19 protein-coding genes are annotated in these 23,395 nt (G+C 69.3%); 6 read left to right on the forward strand and 13 right to left on the reverse strand.

The annotated features are described in order from the left end of the window. Positions 1 to 37: 37 nt before the first annotated feature. From argG to FKO37_RS14305, 3 genes are all read right to left on the reverse strand, one after another. Entirely contained in the window at positions 38 to 1,486 is a 1,449-nt protein-coding gene (argG, locus tag FKO37_RS14295; RefSeq protein WP_134665030.1) for an argininosuccinate synthase, read from the reverse strand. A gap of 78 nt (positions 1,487 to 1,564) precedes the next feature. Continuing rightward, a complete protein-coding gene (locus tag FKO37_RS14300; RefSeq protein WP_238604624.1) occupies positions 1,565 to 1,915 on the reverse strand; it encodes a hypothetical protein in 351 nt (116 codons plus the stop codon). 63 nt (positions 1,916 to 1,978) lie between these two features. After that, on the reverse strand, positions 1,979 to 3,061 hold the full coding sequence (locus FKO37_RS14305) for a glycosyltransferase (protein WP_037810510.1): 1,083 nt from the start codon (positions 3,059 to 3,061) through the stop codon (positions 1,979 to 1,981). Positions 3,062 to 3,165: 104 nt separating this feature from the next. On the opposite strand from FKO37_RS14305, the gene FKO37_RS14310 reads away from it, so the two are divergent. Genes FKO37_RS14310 through FKO37_RS14330 form a run of 5 tightly spaced genes read left to right on the forward strand, consistent with a single transcriptional unit; the run spans position 3,166 to position 6,243 of the window. Beyond that, complete coding sequence (locus FKO37_RS14310; protein ID WP_134728931.1) at positions 3,166 to 3,453, forward strand: hypothetical protein; 288 nt, start codon at positions 3,166 to 3,168, stop codon at positions 3,451 to 3,453. Further along, positions 3,450 to 4,376, forward strand: coding sequence for an FAD:protein FMN transferase (locus FKO37_RS14315; protein WP_238604625.1), 927 nt, complete (start codon positions 3,450 to 3,452; stop codon positions 4,374 to 4,376). The genes FKO37_RS14310 and FKO37_RS14315 overlap by 4 nt, the downstream gene beginning before the upstream one ends. Next, on the forward strand, positions 4,373 to 4,936 hold the full coding sequence (locus tag FKO37_RS14320) for a ferric reductase-like transmembrane domain-containing protein (RefSeq protein ID WP_037810506.1): 564 nt from the start codon (positions 4,373 to 4,375) through the stop codon (positions 4,934 to 4,936). The genes FKO37_RS14315 and FKO37_RS14320 overlap by 4 nt, the downstream gene beginning before the upstream one ends. A gap of 3 nt (positions 4,937 to 4,939) precedes the next feature. Continuing rightward, complete coding sequence (locus tag FKO37_RS14325) at positions 4,940 to 6,049, forward strand: NADH-ubiquinone oxidoreductase-F iron-sulfur binding region domain-containing protein (protein ID WP_238604626.1); 1,110 nt, start codon at positions 4,940 to 4,942, stop codon at positions 6,047 to 6,049. Then, a complete protein-coding gene (locus FKO37_RS14330; protein WP_037810504.1) occupies positions 6,046 to 6,243 on the forward strand; it encodes a ferredoxin in 198 nt (65 codons plus the stop codon). Before FKO37_RS14325 ends, FKO37_RS14330 begins: the two co-directional genes overlap by 4 nt. A 311-nt stretch (positions 6,244 to 6,554) precedes the next feature. Here FKO37_RS14330 and FKO37_RS14335 read toward each other — a convergent pair whose 3' ends face one another. Further along, positions 6,555 to 9,524, reverse strand: a complete 2,970-nt coding sequence (locus tag FKO37_RS14335; RefSeq protein ID WP_238604627.1) for a tetratricopeptide repeat protein — start codon at positions 9,522 to 9,524, stop codon at positions 6,555 to 6,557. 191 nt (positions 9,525 to 9,715) lie between these two features. Between FKO37_RS14335 and FKO37_RS14340 the strand changes: the two genes are divergently transcribed. Next, positions 9,716 to 10,933: a hypothetical protein gene (locus FKO37_RS14340; RefSeq protein WP_238604628.1), complete on the forward strand. Its 1,218-nt coding sequence runs from the start codon at positions 9,716 to 9,718 to the stop codon at positions 10,931 to 10,933. A 221-nt stretch (positions 10,934 to 11,154) separates the two neighbouring features. Here FKO37_RS14340 and FKO37_RS14345 read toward each other — a convergent pair whose 3' ends face one another. From FKO37_RS14345 to abc-f, 9 genes are all read right to left on the reverse strand, one after another. After that, complete coding sequence (locus FKO37_RS14345; protein ID WP_238604629.1) at positions 11,155 to 13,125, reverse strand: tetratricopeptide repeat protein; 1,971 nt, start codon at positions 13,123 to 13,125, stop codon at positions 11,155 to 11,157. An 88-nt stretch (positions 13,126 to 13,213) separates the two neighbouring features. Then, positions 13,214 to 13,585, reverse strand: a complete 372-nt coding sequence (locus FKO37_RS14350) for a helix-turn-helix domain-containing protein (protein WP_238604630.1) — start codon at positions 13,583 to 13,585, stop codon at positions 13,214 to 13,216. A 217-nt stretch (positions 13,586 to 13,802) separates the two neighbouring features. Then, the gene (locus FKO37_RS14355) at positions 13,803 to 15,071 is read right to left on the reverse strand and encodes a sensor histidine kinase (RefSeq protein ID WP_238604631.1); all 1,269 of its coding nucleotides are present in this window, start codon (positions 15,069 to 15,071) and stop codon (positions 13,803 to 13,805) included. Positions 15,072 to 15,134: 63 nt separating this feature from the next. Beyond that, positions 15,135 to 16,235 carry a class I SAM-dependent methyltransferase gene (locus FKO37_RS14360; RefSeq protein ID WP_238604632.1) on the reverse strand — a complete coding sequence of 367 codons (1,101 nt, stop codon included), beginning with the start codon at positions 16,233 to 16,235 and terminating at the stop codon, positions 15,135 to 15,137. A 173-nt stretch (positions 16,236 to 16,408) separates the two neighbouring features. After that, the gene (locus FKO37_RS14365; RefSeq protein WP_037810495.1) at positions 16,409 to 17,542 is read right to left on the reverse strand and encodes a hypothetical protein; all 1,134 of its coding nucleotides are present in this window, start codon (positions 17,540 to 17,542) and stop codon (positions 16,409 to 16,411) included. A gap of 25 nt (positions 17,543 to 17,567) precedes the next feature. Further along, positions 17,568 to 18,734, reverse strand: a complete 1,167-nt coding sequence (locus FKO37_RS14370) for an SPFH domain-containing protein (RefSeq protein ID WP_037810494.1) — start codon at positions 18,732 to 18,734, stop codon at positions 17,568 to 17,570. 65 nt (positions 18,735 to 18,799) lie between these two features. Next, positions 18,800 to 19,927: a serine hydrolase gene (locus FKO37_RS14375; protein ID WP_238604633.1), complete on the reverse strand. Its 1,128-nt coding sequence runs from the start codon at positions 19,925 to 19,927 to the stop codon at positions 18,800 to 18,802. A 64-nt stretch (positions 19,928 to 19,991) separates the two neighbouring features. After that, the gene (locus FKO37_RS14380) at positions 19,992 to 21,608 is read right to left on the reverse strand and encodes an ABC-F family ATP-binding cassette domain-containing protein (protein WP_238604634.1); all 1,617 of its coding nucleotides are present in this window, start codon (positions 21,606 to 21,608) and stop codon (positions 19,992 to 19,994) included. Then, positions 21,605 to 23,227: a ribosomal protection-like ABC-F family protein gene (gene abc-f / locus FKO37_RS14385; protein ID WP_238604635.1), complete on the reverse strand. Its 1,623-nt coding sequence runs from the start codon at positions 23,225 to 23,227 to the stop codon at positions 21,605 to 21,607. Before abc-f ends, FKO37_RS14380 begins: the two co-directional genes overlap by 4 nt. Between the last annotated feature and the right edge of the window lie 168 nt (positions 23,228 to 23,395).

The following is a 23,395-nucleotide window of genomic DNA, read 5'->3' on the forward strand; positions in this document are numbered from 1 at the left end:
CCGGTACGCCGACGCGGGCATCCGCGGGAGAAAAGCCTCAGTCCGTGCCGGACTCCATCGCGGCGCGGTCGAGCAGCTCGACGTCGTCGGCCCGGCCGCGGGACGCGATCGTCTCGGCCCCGCCCTCGGGCATCGCGCCGATCAGGCCGGTCGAGGCCGCCTGCGCGGCGCCGATCAGCTTCGGGTGCGAGGTGCCGCCGACCATGCCGAGGCTCGCGTACTGCTCCAGCTTGGCGCGCGAGTCGGCGATGTCGAGGTTCCGCATGGTCAGCTGGCCGATCCGGTCGACCGGGCCGAACGCGGAGTCCTCGGTGCGCTCCATCGACAGCTTGTCCGGGTGGTAGCTGAACGCGGGGCCGGACGTGTCGAGGATCGAGTAGTCCTCGCCGCGCCGCAGCCGCAGCGTGACCTCGCCGGTGATCGCGGTGCCGACCCAGCGCTGCAGCGATTCGCGCAGCATCATTGCCTGCGGGTCGAGCCAGCGGCCCTCGTACATCAGCCTGCCGAGACGGCGGCCTTCGTTGTGGTAGCTGGCGATGGTGTCTTCGTTGTGCACCGCGTTGACCAGCCGCTCGTACGCCGCGTGCAGCAGCGCCATGCCCGGGGCCTCGTAGATGCCGCGGCTCTTGGCCTCGATGATCCGGTTCTCGATCTGGTCGGACATGCCGAGCCCGTGGCGCCCGCCGATCGCGTTGGCCTCAAGGACCAGCTCGACCGAGGTGCCGAACTCCTTGCCGTTGATGGTCACCGGACGGCCCTGTTCGAAGCCGATCGTGACGTCCTCGGTCGCGATCTCGACTTCCGGGTCCCAGAACCGCACGCCCATGATCGGCTCGACGATCTCGATGCCGGTGTCGAGGTGCTCCAGCGACTTCGCCTCGTGCGTGGCGCCCCAGATGTTGGCGTCGGTGGAGTAGGCCTTCTCGGTGCTGTCGCGGTAGGGCAGGTTGTGCGCCTGCAGCCACTCCGACATCTCCTTGCGGCCGCCGAGCTCGCCGACGAACGCGGCGTCGAGCCACGGCTTGTAGATCCGCAGGCCCGGGTTGGCCAGCAGGCCGTAGCGGTAGAACCGCTCGATGTCGTTGCCCTTGTAGGTGGAGCCGTCGCCCCAGATCTGGACGTTGTCCTCGAGCATCGCGCGGACCAGCAGGGTGCCGGTGACCGCGCGGCCGAGCGGGGTGGTGTTGAAGTAGGCCCGGCCGCCGGTGCGGATGTGGAAGGCACCGCAGGTCAGCGCGGCGAGCCCCTCTTCGACGAGGGCTTCCTTGCAGTCGACCAGCCGCGCGAGCTCCGCCCCGTAGGCGTGCGCACGGCCGGGGACGGACGCGATGTCGGGTTCGTCGTACTGGCCGATGTCGGCGGTGTAGGTGCACGGAACCGCACCCTTGTCGCGCATCCACGCCACCGCCACGGACGTGTCGAGGCCGCCGGAGAACGCGATGCCGACCCGCTCGCCGACGGGAAGGGAAGTGAGCACCTTGGACATAGGAATGATTATGCACGACGATGTATGAATGTGCATCCCCGGGTGGTGTGAACTCGCTCTCCCAGGGATTCGCGCAGGTCACCGTTCGTACAGCCGCCGGCGCCACCACGCGGAGGCGTGCCAGAGGCTGAGGGACCAAGCTGCCGGGTCGGGCAGGGTTCGCCGCCGGAAGTCGTCGTCGAGGGGAGCGAGGATCCGGCGCAGTTCCGCACGGTCGCGGCGGGGGAGGACTCGCAGGGCGGCGTCCAGGTCGTCGCGGGCGTCGACTGGATCGCAGCACGGGCAATCGGACAGCGGAAGATACAGCCAGCGGCCAGGCTGGCGAAGGAAGCTCCGGTACCGGTCGAGTGCTGGGGAAACGCGTTCGGCCCACAGATCGCGGGCCTCGGGCTGGTCGGCGCGCAGCGCGCCGGGCGTCCTACGAGGCATTGCCCCTTCGGGTCGACATCATGCCGTGAGGATGCCATATCCCGCTGATGAGCGCGGCAGTGTTCAGTAAGTCCGGCCCTTCCACCCAGTCCGGCGACGGGCGGAGTCGATCGTCATAAGCGTGTACAGCGCGGCAGTGAACGGCAGCAACAGCCCCGCGGCCAGCGGCTGCCGGTAGTACCGGGCGACGGGGACGAACGTCGCCGCCATCAGCAGCCAGGCGACGGCGGCCTGCCACGAGCCGGTCAGGGCGAGTGCAGGCGGGGCGAGGAAAACGGCGATCATCCCGACGACCGTCCCGGCCAGCAGCAGCGGCGAATGCCGGAGCTGGGTGTAGGCGCTGCGGGCGACCATCTGCCACAGGTCCGCGAGCCGCGGGTACGGCCGGACGCTCCAGACCTTCGTCGCGTAACCCAGCCAAATCCGGCCGCCCGCGGACGCGACGGCACGGGCGAGTGCGACGTCGTCGATGACCGCACCGCGGATCGCGGCGATTCCGCCGGCGCGTTCGAGCACTGAGCAGCGGACGAGGACGCAACCGCCGGCCGCGGCGGCGGTGCGCCAGCGCGCGGAGTTCACGCGGCGGAAGGGGTAGAGCATCGCGAAGAAGTAGACGAAAGCGGGCACGATCAGCCGCTCCCAGAACGTCGCGGTGCGCAGAACGGCCATTTGCGACACCAGATCCCGGCCGCTGGTCGCGACGAGAGTTTCCAGCGAATCGGGAGCGTGTGCGATGTCGGCGTCGGTCAGGAGGAGGAAGTCGACGTCTCCTGCCTCGCGGACGCCGTGTGCGACGGCCCAGAGTTTCCCGGTCCAGCCGTCCGGTGGTTCGCCGGGGCTGGTGACGGTGAGCGGGAGTCCATTGGGGACAGTCAGTGCGCGGGCGACTTCCGCGGTGCCGTCGCTGCTGCCGTCGTCTACGAGAATCACTCGCGCGTCGCCGGGATAGCTCTGGCGGAGCAGCGTGGGCAGGGTTTCTGGAAGCAGTTCGGCCTCGTCGCGGGCTGGTACCACGATGGCGACGGACGGCCAGCGTTCCGGCCGGACCGGCTCGGGCAGTCGCTGGTCGGTGCGCCAGAACCAGCTGTGGCACAACGCGAGCCCGGCCCACACCGCCAGCGTCGCCCACGCGAGGACCGTGCTCATGCGCGGAGTGTAGTGACTGGCAGCAAACTGACAGGTCGCTCCCAGCGGACTCATAGATTCGCGGCTGAGACTGGGTGTTCCCACCACCGGAGAGGACACCCGGCATGGACCCGGACATCAGGAGAAGGCAAGCGGAACGGGCACGCGTCCGGCACCGGACTGCGCTCGTCACGGCGGTCGCGGCGGCGCTCGGAGTCGCGGCGGCAGGCGGGATCGGCTACGGGCTGACGGCGGCCGGTTCGACCAGCAGCACCACCTCGACCGACAACAGCACCACCTCGACCGACAGCGGGACGGGGTCGAGCACCTCGGACCAGGACCAGTTGCAGGCGCCCGCGCAGGATCCCGGATTCGGTTCCGGGCACGCGCACACCGGCTCGGGTGCGTCGTGACCGGGCCGTACTCGGCGGCGTTTCCCTCGCTCGGCACGACCGCGCGGGTGCTCGTCACCGAGGAGGCCGCGCTCGGCCCGGCGACTGAGCTGCTGCGGACGCGGCTCGCCGAACTCGATCGGGCATGCAGCCGATTCCGGACGGATTCGGAAATTTCGGCCCTCCACCGCGCCGCGGGCCGGGAAGTGGCGGTGAGCCCGCTGCTGGCCGACGCGCTGTCAGCTGCGTTGCGGGCCGCGTGGCTGAGCGGCGGCTTGGTCGATCCGACGGTGGGCGGGTCGATGGCGGCACTCGGCTACGACCGGGATTTCGCCGAGATCACCGACGGTCCCGCCGCGGCGCCGGTCCCCGCGCCGGGTTCGCATTGGGTGCTGTTCGACCCGGCCCGCCGGATCGTCGTGCTGCCGCGCGGCGTGATGCTGGACCTGGGCGCGACCGCGAAAGCGTTTGCCGCGGACCGGACCGCCGCCGAAATCGCCCGCCGCACCGGCTGCGGCGTGCTGGTGAACCTCGGCGGCGACATCGCGGTCGCGGGCCCCGCTCCGGCAGGCGGGTGGAAGATAGCGATCGGCGACGATCACACCGACTCGGCCGCCCACCCGGACATGACGATCACGCTCACCAGCGGCGGCCTGGCGACCTCCGGCGTCGCCCGGCGAACCTGGCGACGCGGCGGGCGCGTGGTGCACCACATCGTCGACCCGCGCACCGGCGATTCGGCGGATCCGTGCTGGCGGACGGTATCGGTAGCGGCACAGTCCTGTGTGGACGCCAACACCGCGAGCACGGCGTCGGTCGTGTTGGGCGTCGCCGCGTTGGACTGGCTGAGGTCGCGTGGGCTGCCCGCGCGACTGGTGAGTTCGCGTGGCGCCGTCCGGACTACCGCCGGTTGGCCGGGGGATCGCCGGGAGCGTGCGTCGTGAGTTCCGCGCTCTGGTACTTCAGCCGTGCCACTGGAATTGTCTCGCTGGTGTTCTCGACGGCCGTGGTGGTGCTCGGTTTCCTCAACTCCGGACGATTCGCGACCCGTCGCTGGCCCCGCTTCGCCCTCGCCGACCTGCACCGAAACCTCGCCCTGGCCAGCCTCGTCTTTTTGGGCGCGCACATCGTCTTCGCGGTCGTCGACGGTTACGTGGACCTCAGCTGGCTCTCCGTTGTCGTCCCGTTCGTCTCGGGCTACGAACCGTTCTGGATCGGCATCGGCGCGGTAGCAGTGGATCTGCTGCTCGCCATTGTCGTGACGAGTCTCCTGCGGACTCGTATCGCGCCGCGGGTGTGGCGCGCCGTGCACTGGCTCGCCTACCTGTGCTGGCCAGTCGCGCTCGCGCACAGCGTCGGCCTGATCGCTTCCGACAGCGCCCGCCCGCTGCTCATCGCGCTCGACATCGTGTGCCTGATAGCCGTTTTGGCGGCCGTGAGCGTGCGGTTCGGCAGCACCAGCCCCGACACCGAGGCCCGCCGCCTCTCTCCCCTCCAGAGGTGACTCGTGCTACTTCCGTTGCACCGTAACAATCTTGCCGCCCACCTGTCCGTCCATGGTGGACTCCCAGCCTTGGACCGCGACGCCTTGATCCACGCAATCGACACCGCCGGTATCCGCGGCCGAGGCGGCGCTGGCTTCCCCGCCGCGGCGAAACTGCGCTCTGTCGCACCAGGACGGTCCATTGTGGTCGCCAACGGCTGCGAGAGTGATCCCTTCAGCAGCAAGGATCGCGCTCTCCTGGAGCTTGCGCCACACCTGGTACTGGACGGTATCCAGGTCGCCGCTCACGCTGTCGGCGCTACCGAGGCTTATCTTTGCCTGCACGGAGAAAACCGAAGCGTAATGGCAGCTCTGGCCGAACGTCGCGACGCAGTTCCGGTGAAGGTCGTCGCAGTCCCGCCCCGATACGTCGCCAGCGAAGAAACCGCGCTAGTGCATTTCCTGGCCACCGGCGACGCCCGCCCGACCGGCAAATCCCCCCGCCCAACCGAACGCGGCCTGCGCGGACGCCCGACGCTAGTCCAGAACGTCGAAACCCTGGCCCGCTTCGCGCTCGTCGCCCGACCTGGCGCGGACCGCTCTGTCCACACAGACCTGGTGACCGTCACCGGAGCCGTCGCCAGCCCCGGCGTACTGGAAGTCCGAGCCGACACCCCGATCTCCGCAATCCTCGCCCGCGCCGGCGGTTCTGTTACCGCACAAGCAGTCCTGATCGGCGGCTACGGCGGCACCTGGATGCCTCGCGCCTTGGCCGACCCGTTGCCGCTCGGCCGTGAACCGGGCTTGTCCTCGCTGCACCTGCTCCCGGAACCGAACTGCGGCCTGGAGCTGACTCGGAATATTCTCTTTGCCCTGGCTGGAGAATCAGCCCGCCAATGCGGCCCGTGCATGTTCGGATTACCGGCCATCGCCGCGGATTTCACCGACCTGCTGTCCGGAAGGGACGCAACCGGCCGCCTGGCCCGCCGCCTCCCGCTCCTCAGCGGACGCGGCGCGTGCGCCCACCCGGCCGGAGCTGTTCGCCTAGCCGCAAGCGCGTTACGCGTCTTCGCCGCCGACGTCCACGCACACCTCACGATCGGCTCGTGCCGGATGATGGCAGGTGCGGCATGAACCGCCTGACTGTGGACCCGATCGCCTGCCGCGCACACGGTTTGTGCGCGGACGTCCTGCCGGAACTGATCACAGTGGACGAATGGGGTTACCCGGTAGTACGCGGGGAATCGGTACCCGAATCGCTGCTAGCCGAGGCACGACGGGCGGCCGCGGCTTGTCCGGCGCTGGCGTTGCGGCTGCGGAAATCGTAGTAGCGGCAACGCCAACGCCGGATTTAGCGGTGAATCAGCAACGCCACCACGCCGAAAGCGCTCCTGCAGCTACGGTGAACCACGGGGCATAGTCGGCGAATGATGCGACCACAAACGACAAGTCGAGCTCCTCGTGAACGTGCTAGTGATACATGCTGCGTAACATGTATGACGCAACAACCGAGCTGCCTGGGATTCCGGTGCTAGCCTCGATGAGTTTTACTCTGTGTGGCTGTCTGCCGGGTGAGACAGTCTCGGCAGGGGCATCTTGTCGTAAGGACGGGTGATCTCGCTAGGCACCCCCTGTTGTGTCACCCGTTCGAGGTTGCAGAGCGACGCGGCGCAGGCATGGCGACAGTGCGTTCGCTGTCCCTGGCCTGCGGAATCGCATGAGGATTCCCGGCCGCGGCCAGCTGTTGTTCGACGCGGTCGGCCTTGGCGTCCTTGCCACGACCCCGGTAAAAGGCGGCAGCGCGCCGCCACGCGTCGACAGCGTCTTCATGATTTCCGCGTGAGTAAAGAATTTCGGCGAACGCTTCCAAGGCTCGGGCCTGACCGGTCGCGTTGTGGGCACGTTCGGCGAGTTCTACCGCTTCCTGGGACAACCGCAGCGCGGCGCGGTCGTCCCGTTCGGCTGCGGCGAGCCGGGCCTCCACAGTGCGCAGCCGCATCGTCGCGGTGAGATCGCCGGCGATCTGGGCATGCGCCAGCTGGCAATGCCGGTGGGCGACCACGAATTGTTCCTCTCGGAGATGGAGTTCCGCGAGTGTCGTGTAGGTCGTCGCTTGACCTGCGGTGTCGCCGGTGAGCGCCCGCAGGTGGAGCGCGCGGTGGTAGTGCGGCAGGGCTTTCTCGTACTGGTCGAGTTCGGCGAGGGTCTCGCCGAGGTACTGCTCGGCCTTCGCCTCGCGGACCGCGTCGCCGTTGCGCTGCGCGTGCGTGATGCAGCGACGGAAGAGAGCGATCGCCTCCACGGGGCGTCCGGTGTGCCGGTACAACTGTGCGAAGTTGATGTTGATTGTCAACACCCCGATGGGCGATCCGTCGGCGGTGGCGAGTTCCAACGCTTGGGTCAGCGCGTGCTCGGCCGCTTTGTGGTTGCTGAGCGTGAGGTTGAGCTCGCCGAGATCATTCAGGCTCGAGGCTTCCGCGTGCGAATTGTTGTTCGCTCGCGCGGCCCGTGCGGCAATGCTGAACCCAGTGCTCATTTCGTCATAAAATCCATACCTGTCAAGGGTATCCGCAAGGAGATGCGGCAGCATGTACGCTATTTCGAAGTAATGATGCTGCTCCGCCACTGCGGCGAGTGCTATCGTATTTGTTCTCTCTCGCAAAAACCATCGCTTCGCGGCTTCCGGAGTCGTGAACTGCGTCGGACGGATGCCGGGTTCGGGATCAAGCCGCGGCGGGCGGTCGCGATACGGGTGCGCCATCCGATGCGCGTGGTACGCGGTGCTGTAGTAATGCGACAGCAAGCGCCGCAAGGGCCGCGAGTCGTGGTCTTGATCGCTGAGCGTTCGCGCGTACCGGTGGAAGATCGAGACAATCCGGTAGCGGTCCGTGTCGCCGGGCTGGTCGATCAAGTGCAACGCGACCAAGGTTTCGAGCGCTCGCCGGGTTTCCGCGGCGGGGAGGCCGGCCGCGGACAGCAAAGTGTCGACGTGGATTTCCGCACCGGGGTGGTGGCCGAAGAGCCGGAAAACGGCCTGGCTCGGAGGCTCCAGCATGCGATACGACGAGGAGAAAACGGCGCGCAGGCTCCGGTCATCGCCGTCGTCGCCAATGCTCAGCAGCATCTCCGGATCGCGCAACTGGTCAAGCATAGTGCTGAGACTCAGCCCCGGACGGCGAGCGGCGCTCTCGGCAATCAAGGTGAGCGCGAGTGGCAAGCCGTCGCAGAGGTGGGCGATTCGGCGGGCCGCGTCGGGTTCTCGTTCGCCTCGGCCGTTCAGGCGGCGGACGAACAGTTCCAGGGAATCGCGGTCGTCGAGGCGGTCGAGGCTGAGGGCGGCGAGTTCGTGTCGCCGGGTGAGTGCGCCGAGCCTGCGGCGCGAGGTGATGATCACCGAGCATTCGGACAGCACGTTCAGCAGCTGGTCGACGTGTTCGGAATTCTCCGCGTCGTCAAGGATGACCAGGACGGACCGGTCGGTGAGCTGCTGGCGCAGGACCGCGGCGCGGGCGGTCGCGTCTACCACGTGGTCGAAGGGGTAGTTGAGTTCCTGCAGGAGCCCGTCGACGATGTCGGTCGGTTCGAGGCGCGGTGCCGGGCCGAAGCCGTGCAGGTCGAGGTAGATCGTCCCGCCGGGGAACCAGTCCGCGGCGCGGTGTGCCCAGTGGACGGCGAGGCTTGTCTTTCCGATTCCGGGCGGGCCGCTGAGCACGACGGCGGGCGAGCGGGTCGGCGAGCCGGGGCGGAGCCACTGGTCCAGCGTGTCCAGTGCGCGGGTGCGGCTGATGAACCCGCGGAGGTCGCGGGGGAGCGGATGGGTCGGAGGCGCGGCTCGGCGTACCGGGGCGGCCGGCGGGTTTTCGTGGCGGTCGCGGAGCTCGTCGTGGAAGGCGCGCAGCATGGCCGTGGCGGTGTCGTCGGCGGCGTCGCGGAATCGCCGGTGCGCGTCGAGGTAGTGGGCCTGGGCCTGCTCGGACTGCCCGAGCGCGTAGTAGATCTGGATCTGGAGCTTGACGAAAGCCAGGCGGCTGGCGTGTTCGGGGGCGAGATCCTGCATCCGCCCCGCGGCCTCGTCGGGACGGCCGAGCGTCAGCAATTGGCTCGTCAGGAATTCTCGCGCGGGAAGCAACATGGACTTTATTCGGTCCTCGCGCCAATTGTCCGCGCGTTCGGTGCGGAGCTCCGGCAGCGGTTCATCACGCCATAAGGAAAGAGCGGCTTCGGCTGATTCGCAAGCTGCTTCATGATCGCCGGAACTCGCCGCGGCGTGTGCTTTCCGCATTGTTTTCCGAAAGAAGGAGACATCCACGAGGCTCTCGTCGAGGTCGATCAGGTAACCGTCGCCGGACCGCGCGACCGTGGCGTGCACGTCCGCTTCTTCGAGGGCGGGACGCAGCCGGTGCACCGCCTTGTACAGGGCTTCTTGCGGGTTTCCGGGCAGGTCGTCGTCCCAGAGCCACGAGATGAGGGTGTCCTGGGAAAAACGCTGGCCCGGCCGGGTGAGCAGGATTCCGAGAATATTCCGGGTTTGCCGCTGGCCCCACTGCTCGCTCATCTTCCCGTGCATCCGCACCGCAGTCTGCCCGAGAATTCCGTAGGCGAAGTCCATTCGACGCCCCTCCCTCGTCGATTGCCCAGTTTCGCATTGATCCGCACGATCGGCGACCGCTTTCGGGATAAGGATCATCCAGGGAATTGTCTTGTCCGGTTTCGGTCCGCTTTGTGTCCAGCGGCGGGAAGTCCCCGGTCAGGACCGCGCCGCAGCCTCGGTTCGTCGGTTTCCGGACGGAGGGGATGAAGATGGCGCACGACGTGTGGGTACGCGGTCCGATCGGTCTCGACGCCGCGTCGCGGGTGACGCGGCCGGGGTGCCGGACCGTGCTGGCGGTCGTTCCGACCGTGACGGCGGGGACGCGGCTGGTCGAACTGCTCTCGCTGCTCGAACGGGACTTGCGGGTGCAGGTGATGTTCACCGTTCCGCACAGCACCGACCGATGGGCCGGGGTCGAGGAGTACGTGCGGGCGCAGCACGGGCTCCTGCTGCCGTGGGAGCAGGCGGTGGCGCACCGGTTCGATCTGGTGCTGGCGGCCAGTCACCGGAATCTCGACCAGGTGCGCGGACCGCTGATGCTGATCGGACACGGTGTCGGGCAGGTCCCCGGCCGTCGGTTCAGCCGGAAGGCAGGCGGTGCGACGTTCGAAACGACCGAGCTGGACCGGGAGTTGCTCACGTTTCGCGGGCGAGTGCTTCCGGCGGTGCTCGGCCTCGGTACTGAAGCAGAGGTGGAAGTACTGCGCGAGCGGTGTCCGGAGGCGGTGCCCGCGGCCGTCGTGGCCGGGGATATCTGCCTCGACGGGATGCGGGCGGCGAGCGGGCACCGGGAGCGATACCGGCGCGCGCTGGGCGTCGGCTCGCGGCGGCGGCTGGTGGTGCTGAGTTCGACCTGGTTCACTGACTCGGCGTTCGGCCGCGTCCCGAAGATGTACGAAGCCATCGCGAACGCGCTGCCGGACGACCGTTACGCGGTGGCGGCGGTTTTGCATCCAAACGTCTGGGCGGTGCACGGGCGGCGTCAGGTCGCGGCCTGGCTCGCCGGATGCCGCGGACTGCGGGTGATCCCGCCCGAGCAGGGATGGCAGGCGACGATGATTGCGGCTGACTGGGTGATCGGCGACCACGGCTCGACCACGGGTTACGCGGCGGCCATCGGCAAGCCCGTGACGCTCGCGTCGCTGCCGGACGGGCGGCCGCAGGCCGGGAGCGTCGCGGACGTGGTGCAGGCGCACGCGAAGCCGCTGGATCTGGACGCGCCGCTCGAAGCCCAGGAAGAAGCCGCGATCGCGGTGGCTCCGCGGCTGGCCGCAGAGGTGCTTCCGGTCGCGAGCACGAGGCTCGACTGTTCGGCGGGGATCTTGCGGTCGGCGATGTACCGCCTGCTGGAGTTGTCCGAACCGGCCACGCTGGCGTGTCCGCCGTTGCCCGCGATGCCCCGGCCGCTGCCCGGGTGGGACGCGTGACCGCCGGCGTCGCGCGCGTGCGGCTCGCGTTGCCGGGGCATCGCGCGCTGCCGGTGCTGGTCGCCGATGTCGATCGCGCCGGGCCGCGGTGCTCGGCCGAGGCGGACGTCGTGGTCCAGTGCAGTACTCGGGCCGCGACGAGAAGCGAGGCTGACGAACTACGGGCGGAGTGGCCGGGAGCGATCGCGGCTGCGGTGTGCTGGCCGGGCGGCGTGGCGTGGTCAGTGCGGCGGCTCGGCGGGATCCCCGCTGAGGCGGCGGGCCTCGTCGAGATGGCGCTGGGCGCTTGCCTCGTCGCCGTGACCGCGTTCGAGGTCGGCGAGCGCGGTGAGGACCTCGGCCTGGAAATGCGGTGACTGGAGGCGTGTGACGCCTTCGAGTGCCTTCAGGAGTTCGGTGCGCGCCCGGCGGTAGTCGCCTCGCCGGGCGTGGACCGCGGCGAGCGGGATGACCGCGCGTGCGTGCTGGATGTCGTCGCCTTCTTCGGCAAGGATGGCCGTGGCTTCGGCCAGTTCACGCAGTGCTTCCTCGTCGCGTCCTAGCTTGATCAGGACTTCGCCACGCCGATAGCGGGCCTGGCCGACGCCGCGGGGAAGGCCGACCTCGGCGTGTTTTCGGGCGCTGCGCTCGTACAGTTCAAGCGCGCCTTCCCAATCTTGCTGTCTTCGCGCGTTTCTGGCGAGCCGCGCCAGTGCGGAGGCCTGGGTCGGGCCGTGCTGCTCTCGTTCGCCGATCTCGAGAGTCACGGCATTGTGCGCGGCTGCTTCGTCGTAGTGGCCGAGCTGGTCGCAGACAAAACCGGCCTGGCTGTGCATCCGAGCTTCCACCAGCGGTAGCTGACATCGCCGAGCCGCCTCGATCCCCGCCGTGCACAGGTCCAAAAACGGTTCGTAATCCCGGTAGTGCAGGAAGAATCCCCACGACGCTTCGGCGAGTTGCCACAGTTCCTCGTCCCACCCGTGTGCCGTGGCGGCTTTCGCGACGGCGTTGATGACCGGTCGGTCGCGGCGCCACCAGGTCACCGCCTGGTCGCGGTCGGCGAAAGATGCCGTCGCCGCAACGGTTTCGGCCGCGAAGGTCGGGCGGAACGGGTGGATGAGCGCGCTCGCGGTGACGGTTTGGTCCCGGTACCAGCGGATGTAGCGGCGGACGAGATAGTGCCGGTCGGCCTCGGCGTCCTGGCGTTCGGCGCGCACGCGGGCGTCGTGGCGGACGACGTCGTGCTGTGCCACGGTTTCGTCCTCCAACTCGTGGAGGAGGTTGGCTTCGATCAGTTCGTCGACGGCGTCGTCCAAGTGGGCAGGCGAGCTCTGCAGCGTGTCGGCGAGCGCGTCGACGGCGTGATGCGGGCCGGGCAGGATGCCGCACGTTCGGTAGAGCCGGGCCGCCGAGTCGTCGAGCGCGGCGTACGAGGCGTCGAAAACCGTTGCCAGATCAGTAGAACCGCCTAGGCGTCGAGCACGTCCACGGCGGGCTTCCTGATGCGGGTTGCGTCTTGGCCGGACGCGCAGCCTCGCTCCGGTGATGGTGAGGGCCAGCGGAAGACCGGCGCACGCGGTCAGCAGGTTTTCCGCGTCCTCCTGGCTGATCTGCCGTTGCCCGGCCCGGCGGACGAGCACCTCGCGGGCCGGTCTGTCCGGAAGCGGGCTCAGCGGAAGGATTTCCGCGCCGTCCAGTGCGAGACTGGTCAGCTGCGACCGGCTGGTGACGAGCACGAACGCGTGCGCGCTGGACGGCAGCACGGCACGGGCGTCGGCGCTGTGCACGACGTCGTCGAGCAGCACGGCGAACCGGCGATCCGCGGTCACCGCACGGAATTCGGCTGCGCGCTGGGCGAGCGAGGCCGGGATGTCGTCGGCCGGAATGCCCAGCGCGGCAAGGAAACCGTGCAGTACGCCGCTCGCGGATTCCGCGGTTTCGGTACCCTCGGCGGAAAATCGCGCGCAGAGGATGCCGTCGGGGAACTGGGCGCGGTGGGTGTGCAGCCAGTGCAGGGCGAGTGCCGTTTTGCCGATTCCGCCGACTCCGGTGAGCACGACGACGGACGGGGCGGGGTCGGAGCGGAGCCGGATTTCGTCCAGCCGGTCCAGCTCCGCGTTGCGGCCGAGCAGCACGGACGGCGCGGGCGGGAGCTGGACCGGCGCCCGCACCGGTCTGTCGGACGTCACCGCCCCTGGCCGCGGTTCAGTCATTCCACACCCCCCATTATTCCTCCTTACCGGGTCCGGATGGCGAATGAAATGAAAAGCGTCAGGAATCACCCACCCCTGGGGGGAAGGATCAGTAACGGGGGGTATCGGGCTTGCGCCGATCGAGAGCGTTCTGGCCGCCATGCGGGCGGATCGTCACCTTTTCCCGCAGCAGCAAGCGACGGATCGTGCCATAGGACGCCTGATGCGCGTCCGCGATGCTCTGGATGGTCGAGCCGGATTCGTATTCCCGGACTATCCTCGGCACGTCGAGTTCGCGGCGCACGCCCTGGCGGATTTCCGGCAGCACCGCGCCTTCCTGCCGCAGCAGCCGCCCGGTCCAGCTCAGGGACAGGCCGTGCTCCCTGGCGATCTCGGTGATCGACGCGCCGGCCCGCCAGGATTCGAGCATCCGGCGATTCCGCTCGATCCGATTCGTGCGTGCCTCGTCCGGCGTGTCCATGCAGGCGCTCCCGCTGCTTGGCCCGAAGGTGATCGACCCTCCATTATCAGCGTCGCGGAGCGGGAATGTGAACCTACGAACGGGGTGCATGCGCGGGAGGGTGTTTGTCCGCAATTGGTGACACCAAGCGGGCGAGCTGAATTGAATATTCAGCAAATGGAGCAGGTCGCTCCGGAAAGCGCAACGCTTCCCCGGAAGCGAGGTAGAATCCGCCGCGTCAGTGCGGCACCCACAGCGTGACCCGGGTCCCGTTGCCGGGCGTCGATTCCACCCGTCCGGTGCCTCCGACCTCCGCCAGCCGGGCTTCGATCGACTGCTGGATGCCGAACCCCGGACCCCGTTCGCGCACGTCGAAGCCGCGGCCCTGATCCCGCGCGACCACTGCGGTCCCGCCGTCGCGTTCCTCCACCCGGAGTACGACGCGGCTCGTCCCGGCGTGTTTCACGGTGTTGCGCAGGGCTTCCCGCACCGCTTCGCACATCGCCGTGCGCCGGTCAGCGGAAAGGCGGTCGTCGTCGGCGAAGTCGGCGGCTACGAGCTGGGTGCGGAGGCCTTCGCGGGCCATTTCGGCGGCGACGTCGGCCAGCTCGACCACAAAGCTGCGCCCCTTGCGCGGTTCGATCGGCTCGGTAATGCTCCGGCGGAGTTCGGCCGCCTCGGCGTGCGCGACCGAGCGCAGCTGGGCCAGCCGTTCGGCGGCGTGGTCGGCGTCGTCGGACGGGGCGATGGCGAGCGCTTCCAGGGTCTGCAGCACGCTGTCGTGCAGCAGCCGCTGGGTGCGCCTGCGTTCGGCCTCCTGACCGCGGCGCAGGCCGATGTCCAGGGCGAACCGGGTGCCGACGCCCAGCAGCACCAGGATCCCGCACGCCACCACGATCGACACCGCCAGCGCGACCAGGCAGCCGATCGACCGGCTGATCGCGAGCGGATCGTCCAGCCGCAGCCCGCCCGCCACGGTCAGCAGGACGCGCACCGGCACCGCCGCGGCGAGCAGCAGCACGGCCGCGGGCAGCCCGGACGTCCCGGCCCACATCGCGACCGAGCCGACCAGCCACGTCCAGGTGACGTCGATCGCGAACGGCTGCACCGCGTCCGGGGCCAGCACCGCGATCAGCAGGTTCAGCGCCAGCCCCGCAGCGAGGTCGACGGTGAGCACCCGCCGCGTGCGCCGCGCGGGCAGGCCGCCGGAGCGCAACAGCCACCACAGGAACCCCGCGTTCGCGGCGACGCCCAGCGCGGCCGCGGGCAGCACCGGGAACAACCCGGTGCTGCCGTTGGCCGCGGCGAAGCCGATGAACACCTTCACGAACGCGGCGATCCGGTAGGCGACCGGGACGACGACCCAGTACCGCGCGGCGCGCGCCAGCGTCGCGTCGCCGACCTCGGCGAGATCCCCGCCGGTGTCCGGCCGTTCCGGCGGGCTGCCGCGGTGCAGCAGCGTCCGCACGAATTCCCGCCGTGGTACGGCAAAACCCGGTACGGGCATCGTCCCTCCCCGTGTCTTCGGCGAGGATATTCGATTGGTGTAGTCCAGTGTGGAAACGCCGGGTCACGCTCTGGACATGGTTAACCGCCACAGGATCGTGCGTTCCCGGGAACGTGCCGCGTGCAGCGGATCGGCACTGTCCGTGGCGCGTCGGTGCCGTGGCGTGGTTTCGCGGCGTCCCACGACCTTGAGGCCAGCGGCGGAGATCCGGTCGAGCAGTTCGGCACGCGTCCGCAGACCGAGGTGTTCGGCGAGGTCCGACAGGATCAGCCAGCCTTCCCCGCGCGGCGTCAGATGGTCGGGCAGGCCGTCGAGAAACCGGTGCAGCATGGCGGACGAGGCGTCGTAGATCCCGAGTTCCAGCGCCGAGGCCGGGTTTCCGGGCAGCCAGGGCGGATTGCAGACGACCAGGTCAGCGCGCCGGTCGGAGGGCCACAGGTCGGTTTCGAGGACCTGGACCCGATCGGACAGGCCGAGCCGGCGCAGGTTGTCCCGCGCGCAGCGCACGGCGCGCGGGTTGAGGTCGGTCGCCACCACTTCGGCGGCACCCCGCCGGGCGAGGATGGCGGCGAGCACGCCGGTACCGGTGCCGAGATCGAAGACGACCGGAGACCCCTTGCCCGGCAACGGTTCCTGCGCGACGAGGTCGAGGTATTCGCTCCGTGTCGGCGCGAACACGCTGTACGACGGATACAACCGCGCGCCCAATGCGTTGAGATGGATGCCTTTCTGATGCCATTGATACGCGCTCAGGGCGCCGAGCAGCTCACGCAACGAAAGCAGCGTGCCGGGTAAACCGCCGAACGCGTGCTCGCAGGCGGCTCGGATGTCGGGGGCCCGGCGAAGCCGAAGCGAATGGTCGGCTTCCACGGAGACCAGGACTTTTCCGAGCAGCGCTGCGCGTTCAGCCCGAGCGGCGCGCACCTCGGCGAAAGATCCCGCGCGCTGCGGGAGCCGCCGGTCCATGGCGCGCACGAGCTGTCGGGCGTTGGGGAAATCGCCGCGCCACAGCATTCCGGTGCCGACGCGCGCGAAACGCAGTGCGGCGGCAGCGGTCAGCCGGTCATCGACGACGACAATGCGGCCCGGCGGCGGAGTTCCGTTTCCGGAATGCCAACGGGCGGTGCGGGTGGTTTCGTTTTCGGTCCACGTGACGGTGGACATGAATGCTCCCGGGAAGGGTCGAAGGGCCAGTCAGCCGTCGACGCTTCGCAGAGAGCAGGCGAGGATTCCCGCCGGTCAAGACAGCGGCGAACCCGCGTGCTCCCGCGAAACGCGGGAGCGGCGGTCGCCGAGAACCATGCCCATCAGCACGGCACATCACTTCCTTCGAAAACTCAGTGGTGCGTAACGGAATGGTGCGTGGTGCCGGTGCTGTGGCCCTTCGTCGCGATCAAGTAGACGATCACCGCGATCACGATCAGCGCGAGCACCGCCGCGATGGCGATCTTCACCTTGCTCCACGGACGCTGACCGTGGATCTCGCCGGTGCGGCCGTTCACGAGGATCTGCCAGTTCTTCCCGGCGTACACATAGGTCGCGACCCACACTGGCAGCAGCATCAGCTTGAAGGTGACGTTGTTGTGCTGCGTGTCGACCGAGTTCAGCCGCTGCGTGTCGCCGCCGATGTCGTACTTGCAGTCGTCGGCGATGATCGGGGCCATCCGGTTCTTCGCCTCTTCGAAGCCGTTCTCCGGTTCGACGTCGTACCGCAGCGCGAAGTGCCCGGAGAGGAACTGCGGCTGGTACGGGGCGGAATCGAGCAGCGGCCACGGCGCGAGCTTGTCCAGCTCCGGCAGCGGCAGCTGGGTGCTCGCCGGCACCAGGACGTCGTCGAAGTTCCGCGCGACCTGCCCGCGCGCCGGGTACCAGCGGGTATGCCGCACCTGGCGCGTCTTGCGCTCGCCGTTGTCGTAGTAGGTCTCGGTGACGTAGTAGTACTCGCCGCGCGCGCCGGTGTACACGGACACGGTCTGCGAGTCGTACGTCCAGTGCGGGATGTACGTGCTCTTCGTGGACTCCGCCGTGGTGACCTTCTTCAGCGCGGTCGGCGCGAACCAGCGCGAAGACGTCCACTTCTTCAGATGCGTGCTCACCGCGGGCCGGTCGAACGCGAACGGCAGCACGCCTTCGGGCACCAGCTGGCCGGACGCGCCCGGGTCGATCACCAGCGGCGCGCCGCAGAACTGGCACATGCTGGCGGTCTCGTTGGTTTCCGTCCTCGCCGCGCATCGCTGGCACACGAAGACGTACTTGCCGATCGACCCGACTGGCTTGCGCGCGAGGTTCGCCAGCTCGGCGAACGGGATCTCGCGGATCTGCCGCTCCCCGGCGGCGATCTCCTGCCGGAACCCGCAGTACGGGCACTGCATCGCGGTCGTGCCCGGCGCGAACTCCAGCCGCGCGCCGCAACCGCCGCACGGATAGGTCGTGTTGGCCACGCCTTCCTGCTGGAAGCGCGGGTCAGTCATGGGTCCCCCAGATGGTCGGCGCGGCTCAGGACGGCGGCAGCGGCGGCGGGGCCGCGCCGAACAGCGCCGACACCTCCGGCACCTGCGCGGCCGGGGTCCACTGCGCCATGCCTGCCTTCCACACCAGGGTGTCCCGGGCGAGCGTGCCCGAGGAGATCTGCTGGCCGAGGCCCGCGCGGTCGAACGGGCCGAGCTGCTGGCCGTTCGCGCCGACGAACCACTGCTCGCTCTGCGGCAGCGGCGGCGGCATCTGCGGCGGGGCCTGCTGCTGGTACTGCGGCTGCTGCGGGGCCTGCTGGTACTGCTGGGGAGCCTGTTGCTGGTACTGCTGCGGGGCGGGCTGCTGCTGCGGTCCGGCCGCGCGCTGGCCGAGCGCCATGCCGAGGCCGATGCCCAGTCCCTCGCCCGCGCCGCCCTGGTTGTTCGCCGCCGCCTCGATCGCGTTCGCGGACTGGAACTTCGTGTACTGGTCGAGGTCGCCGACGACCCCCATCTGGGTCCGCTTGTCCATCGCGGCCTCGACCTCGGGCGGGACCGAGATGTTCTCGATCATGAACTTCGAGATCTCGATGCCGACCTCGCGCAGTTCGAGGTTCAGCGCGTTCGCGATCTTGCCCGCGATCTGGTCCTGCTGGGTGACCAGGTCGAGCATCGGCACCTGGGCCGCGGCGATCGCGGGCCCGAGCTTGCTGATGACCATGCTGCGCAGGTAGTCCGACACCTCTTCGGTGCGGAACTGCGGGTCGGTGCCCGCCAGTTCCTTCAGCAGCGCGACCGGCTCGACCACGCGGACCGCGTAGCCGCCGAACGCGCGCAGCCGGACCATGCCGAACTCGGCGTCGCGCAGGATGACCGGGTTCTGCGTGCCCCATTTGAGGTCGGTGAACTGCCGGGTGTTGACGAAGTACACCTCGGCCTTGAACGGCGAGTTGAAGCCGTACTTCCAGCCCTTGAGGGTGGACATGATCGGCATGTTCTGCGTCTGCAGCGTGTACATGCCCGGCGGATAGGCGTCGGCGACCTGGCCCTCGTTGACGAACACCGCGGCCTGCGACTCGCGCACGGTGAGCTTGGCGCCCATCTTGATCTCGTTGTCGTAGCGCGGGAAGCGCCACACGATGGTGTCCCGGCTGTCGTCGGTCCACTCGATGATGTCGATGAACTCGCCGCGGATCTTGTCGAAGATGCCCACGTCTGACCCCTCGTCGCGTTGCCTCGTGCCCGCGGGCCACAGTACCGTGCCCGCCCCGCCGCGGATCACTCCGGCGCGGCGGCCTCCTGCCAAAAGTCCTGCATGTGCGGTATGCCACCGGGTCCGTCCACCCCGCGCTGGGTGAGCAGGATCGCCACCGAACTCGTCGACGGCGTCAGGTAAGCGCTGGTTCCGGTGCCGCCGACCCAGCCGTAGCGGCCCGGGACCTGCCACGGCCGCGTCGGCGCGACGTCGACCGCGCCGCCGAAGCCCCAGCCCTGGCCTTCGAGGAAGAGCGGGTTGGCCGCGATCTGTTCCGCGGTCAGCTGGTTGGCCGTCATCTGCCGGACGGATTCCTTCGACAGCAGTCCTTCCCCGTCGGAAAGGAGCATCCGGGCAAAGCGGTGCCAATCGTCCGCGGTCCCAGCCAGTCCGCCGGAGCCGGCCGGGAACGGCGGCACCTCGCGCCACTGGCCGTCCGGCGCGTCGGCCAGCTTGAGGCCGTTCTCTCCCGAGCGGTAGTAGCTGGCGAACCGGTCCCGTTTGGCGGCGGGGACCTCGAACGCGGTGTCGGCCATGCCGAGCGGCTCGAACACCCGCTCGGCGAGGAAGTCCGGCAGCGACTGGCCGGACGCGCGGGCGATCAGGATGCCTTGCAGGTCGGCGCAGGTGTCGTACAGCCAGGCCTCGCCGGGCTGGTGCAGCAGCGGGATGCGGGCCAGCCGGGCGAGCCACTCGTCGGGTTCCGGGCGCAGCCGGACCTCGCGGCCGTCGGTCTGCACCGTGCGCAGCTCCTGGACCTGCGGGAGCGAGAAGTCCGACGGGAAGCCGTAGCCGGCGCGGAAGGTCAGCAGGTCGCGGACGGTGATCTGCCGTTCGGCGGGCACGACGTCGTCGACCGGGCTTCGCGGCGTCCGGACGACCATGGGGGCGGCCAGTTCGGGCAGCCATTCGGCGATCGGGGTGTCCAGGCCGAACCGGCCGTCCTCGACCAGCATCAGCACGGCCGCCGCGGTGATCGGCTTGGTGATGGAGGCGAACCGGAAGATGGAGTCGCGGGCCATCGGCGCGGTGCGCTCGACGTCGAGGTGTCCCATCGCGGTGACCTGCACGTCGTCGCCGCGCGCGACGAGGGCTACCGCGCCGGGGATGAACCCGGACTCGACGTGGCGGCGCAGGGCTTCGTGCATCATCGGTCGTTCCCTTCGCGGGCGGATGTTCCGCGGGGTGGTCGGTGCCCGGGCCTTCCGGCGCGGATCACTCTAACGGCGCGGCGCGGTGGTCGGGTCCGATGCGGAGGACGTGCCCGGTCCAGTTTTCGCGCAGCCGCCGGTCGTGCGTGGCGGCGACGATCGCGCCCGGGCTGGTGCCGAGGGCGTCCTCCAGTTCGTCGCACAGCGTGGGGGACAGGTGGTTGGTCGGCTCGTCGAGCAGCAGCAGGTGCGGCGGGTCGGCGATGAGCAGCGCGAGCGCGAGGCGGCGGCGCTGCCCGACGGACAGCTCCCCGACCGGGCGGGAAGCTTCGCGATGGGTCAGCAGTCCCAACGAGTTCAGCGGGACTTCCGCGACGCGTTCGGGACCTAGCTTCGCGAGGTACGTGGCGCGGGCGGTCCGTTGTGGTCGGACGAAAGTGGTGTCCTGGCTGAGGATTCCGGTGGTCGTGCCAGGTTCGCGGGTGACGCCTTGTGCGTCGAGTTCTCCGGCGAGGAGCAGAAGCAGCGTTGACTTTCCCGCGCCGTTCGGGCCGGTGACCAGCAGCCGGGTGTCCGGCCGGATCTCCAGGCGGGATACGGAAAGCCTCTCCGGCAGGTGCACATTGTCCAGTGTGGCAAGGGTTTCTTGCGGATTCTCGACCGCCAGCGCGCGCGGGCGGAACCGGAGCGGCGGCGGTGGGGCGGGAAGCTGGGCGCGTTCCCGCTCGTCCAGTCTTCGCGTGGTGGCCCGGACCCGGCGCGAGATCTGGTTCTGCACCCGGCCGGACCGGCGGCCGAGGCCCATTTTCTCGTTGTCCGGCGCGAGCCGGCCCGGCGCGACCCGATGCGCGGTGACCCCGAGCGCGTCGCGCAGTTCCTCCAGTTCTTCCTGCTCCTCGAGGTACTGCCGTTCCCAGCGCTCGCGTTCGGCGCGTTTCCAGCCGAGGTACTCGGTGTAGGTGCCGCCGTGGCGCACCGGGCCGTCCGGAGCCGGGTCGAGGTCGAGGATGTCGGTGCACACCGCGTCGAGGAACGCCCGGTCGTGACTGGCGAACACCACCGTGCCGGGCAGTTCCCGCAGCTGGGCCTCGAGAAACGCGGCGGCTTCGGCGTCGAGGTGGTTGGTCGGTTCGTCGAGCAGCACCGCCGACGGACGGCGCACCAGCAGGTCCGCCAGCGCGAGCCGGCCGCGCTGACCGCCGGACAGCGAGCCGAGCGTGCGCTGTCGGTCGATGTCGGCGAGCCCGAGCCCGGTGAGCACGACCTCGGCGCGCCGGTCCGCGTCCCATGCCTCGTGTTGCTGTGCCAGGTCGAGCAATTCGGCGTACTCGGCCAGGAACGCGGCGTCTTCGGGTTCCTCGGCGAGCCGCGCCGCGACCCGGTCGAGTCCGGCCAGCACTTCGCGGGCCGCGGCGAGGGCCTGCCCGAGGACGTCCGCGACCGTCTCGTCCGGATCGAACGGCATTTCCTGGTGCAGGAAGCCAAGATCCGGCGGCCGCTCGACCTCGCCGCGATCCGGCGCGTCCACGCCCGCGAGCACCCTCAACAGCGTCGATTTCCCGGTGCCGTTCTCGCCGATCACCCCGATCCGGCGGCCGGGGGCCGCGGTGACCGACACTCCGTCGAGCACGCGCCGTTCCCCGAGCACCCGCACGATCTCGTGCGCGCGCAGGGCGGTCATCCCGTGATCCCGGCCGTTTCCCGGAGCTGCCCGTCGTCCAGCCGCAGCCAGCGGCCGACGCCGATCTCGGCCAGGAACCGCTCGTCGTGGCTGACCACCACGAACGCACCCTGGTAGGCGTTGAGCGCGCTCTCCAGCTGGCCGGCGCTGACCAGGTCGAGGTTGTTCGTCGGCTCGTCGAGCAGCAGCAGCTGCGGGGCGGGCTCGGCGAAGAGGACGCACGCGAGCGTCGCGCGCAGCCGTTCCCCGCCGGACAGCACCCCGACCGGCAGATGCGCCCGCGCACCGCGGAACAGGAAGCGCGCCAGCAGATTCATCCGGTCCGCAGGCAGCATTTCCGGTGCGGCGGCAGCGAGATTCTCCGCGACCGTGCGTTCGGAATCCAGCAAATCGAGCCGCTGCGACAGATACGCGATGCGCCCGTCCACCCGGCTGATCTCGCCCGCGTCCGGGGTGAGCTCGCCCTGCATCAGGCGCAGCAAAGTCGACTTGCCCACGCCGTTCGGTCCGGTCAGCGCGATCCTTTCCGGACCGCGGACGGACAGATCCGCACCGTCGCCCGCGAACAGCCCGCGCACGCGAAGATGCTTGCCGTCGAACAATGTCCGACCGGCCGGAACTGCCGTTTTGGGCAGCTCCAGGCTGATCTTCTGCTCTTCTCGCAACGACCGTTCGGCCTGGTCGAGCTTGGCTTTCGCCGCGCTGACCCGCGCCGCGTGCGTACCGTCCGCCTTCGCCGCGGACTCCTGCGCGTTGCGTTTCATCGTGCCCGCGAAAATCTTCGGCAGACCGGCGCTGGACAGATTGCGCTTCGCGTTGCTGGCCCGTTTGTCCGCGCGTTCCCTGGCTTGCTGCATTTCGCGTTTCTCGCGTTTGACCTCTTGCTCGGCGTTGCGGATATTCTTTTCCGCGACCTCGCGTTCGGCCTGCACGGCCTGTTCGTATTCGGTGAAATTGCCGCCGTAGAACCGGATTTCGTCCGCGCCGAGCTCGGCGATCCGGTCCATCCGGTCGAGCAGCGCACGGTCGTGGCTGACCACGAGCAGGCAGCCGGACCAGTCGGAAAGCACGTCGTAGAGCTGCTGGCGGGCGGTGTGGTCGAGGTTGTTGGTGGGTTCGTCGAGCAGCAGGACGTCCGGGCTGCGCAGCAGTTGCGCGGCGAGGCCGAGCGAGACGACCTGTCCGCCGCTGAGCGTGCCGAGCAGCCGGTCGAGCGCGAGATCGCCCAGCCCGAGCCGGTCCAGCTGCGCCCGGGTGCGGTCCTCGATGTCCCAGTCCGCGCCGATGGTGGTGAAGTGCTCCTCGGCCGCGTCGCCGCCCTCGACGGCCGTGATGGCTTTCAGGATCGCGTCAATGCCCAGCACCTCAGCGACCGTGCGGTCCGCCGTAAGCGGCAGGTCCTGCGGGAGATACCCGAGCACCCCGTCGACGCTGACGCTGCCCGCGGCCGGTTTGAGCTGCCCGGCGATGAGCTTCAGGAGAGTGGACTTACCGGCCCCGTTGGGCGCGACGAGCCCCGTGCGGCCTGCCGGGAACGTGGCGGAGAGCTGGTCGAAGACGAGAGTGTCGTCGGGCCAGGAGAAGGAGATCCCGGACAGGACGATACGAAGATCGGACATGGTGCGGCCTCGCGGTGGATCGGCAGGGAAGTGCCCCTGCAGGTGGTGGTAGTGGACGACATGGGTGGGGCCGTTCGCGACCTGCTGCCCGGCTTGCGCCTGGGCTTCCCCCGATCGGCGCTTGCCTTCGGGTTGCCTCGCAGCCCGTGGGTCCAGTGGCGTACGTCG

The organism is Amycolatopsis sp. Poz14 (assembly GCF_006704225.1).
GTDB lineage: Bacteria > Actinomycetota > Actinomycetes > Mycobacteriales > Pseudonocardiaceae > Amycolatopsis > Amycolatopsis nivea.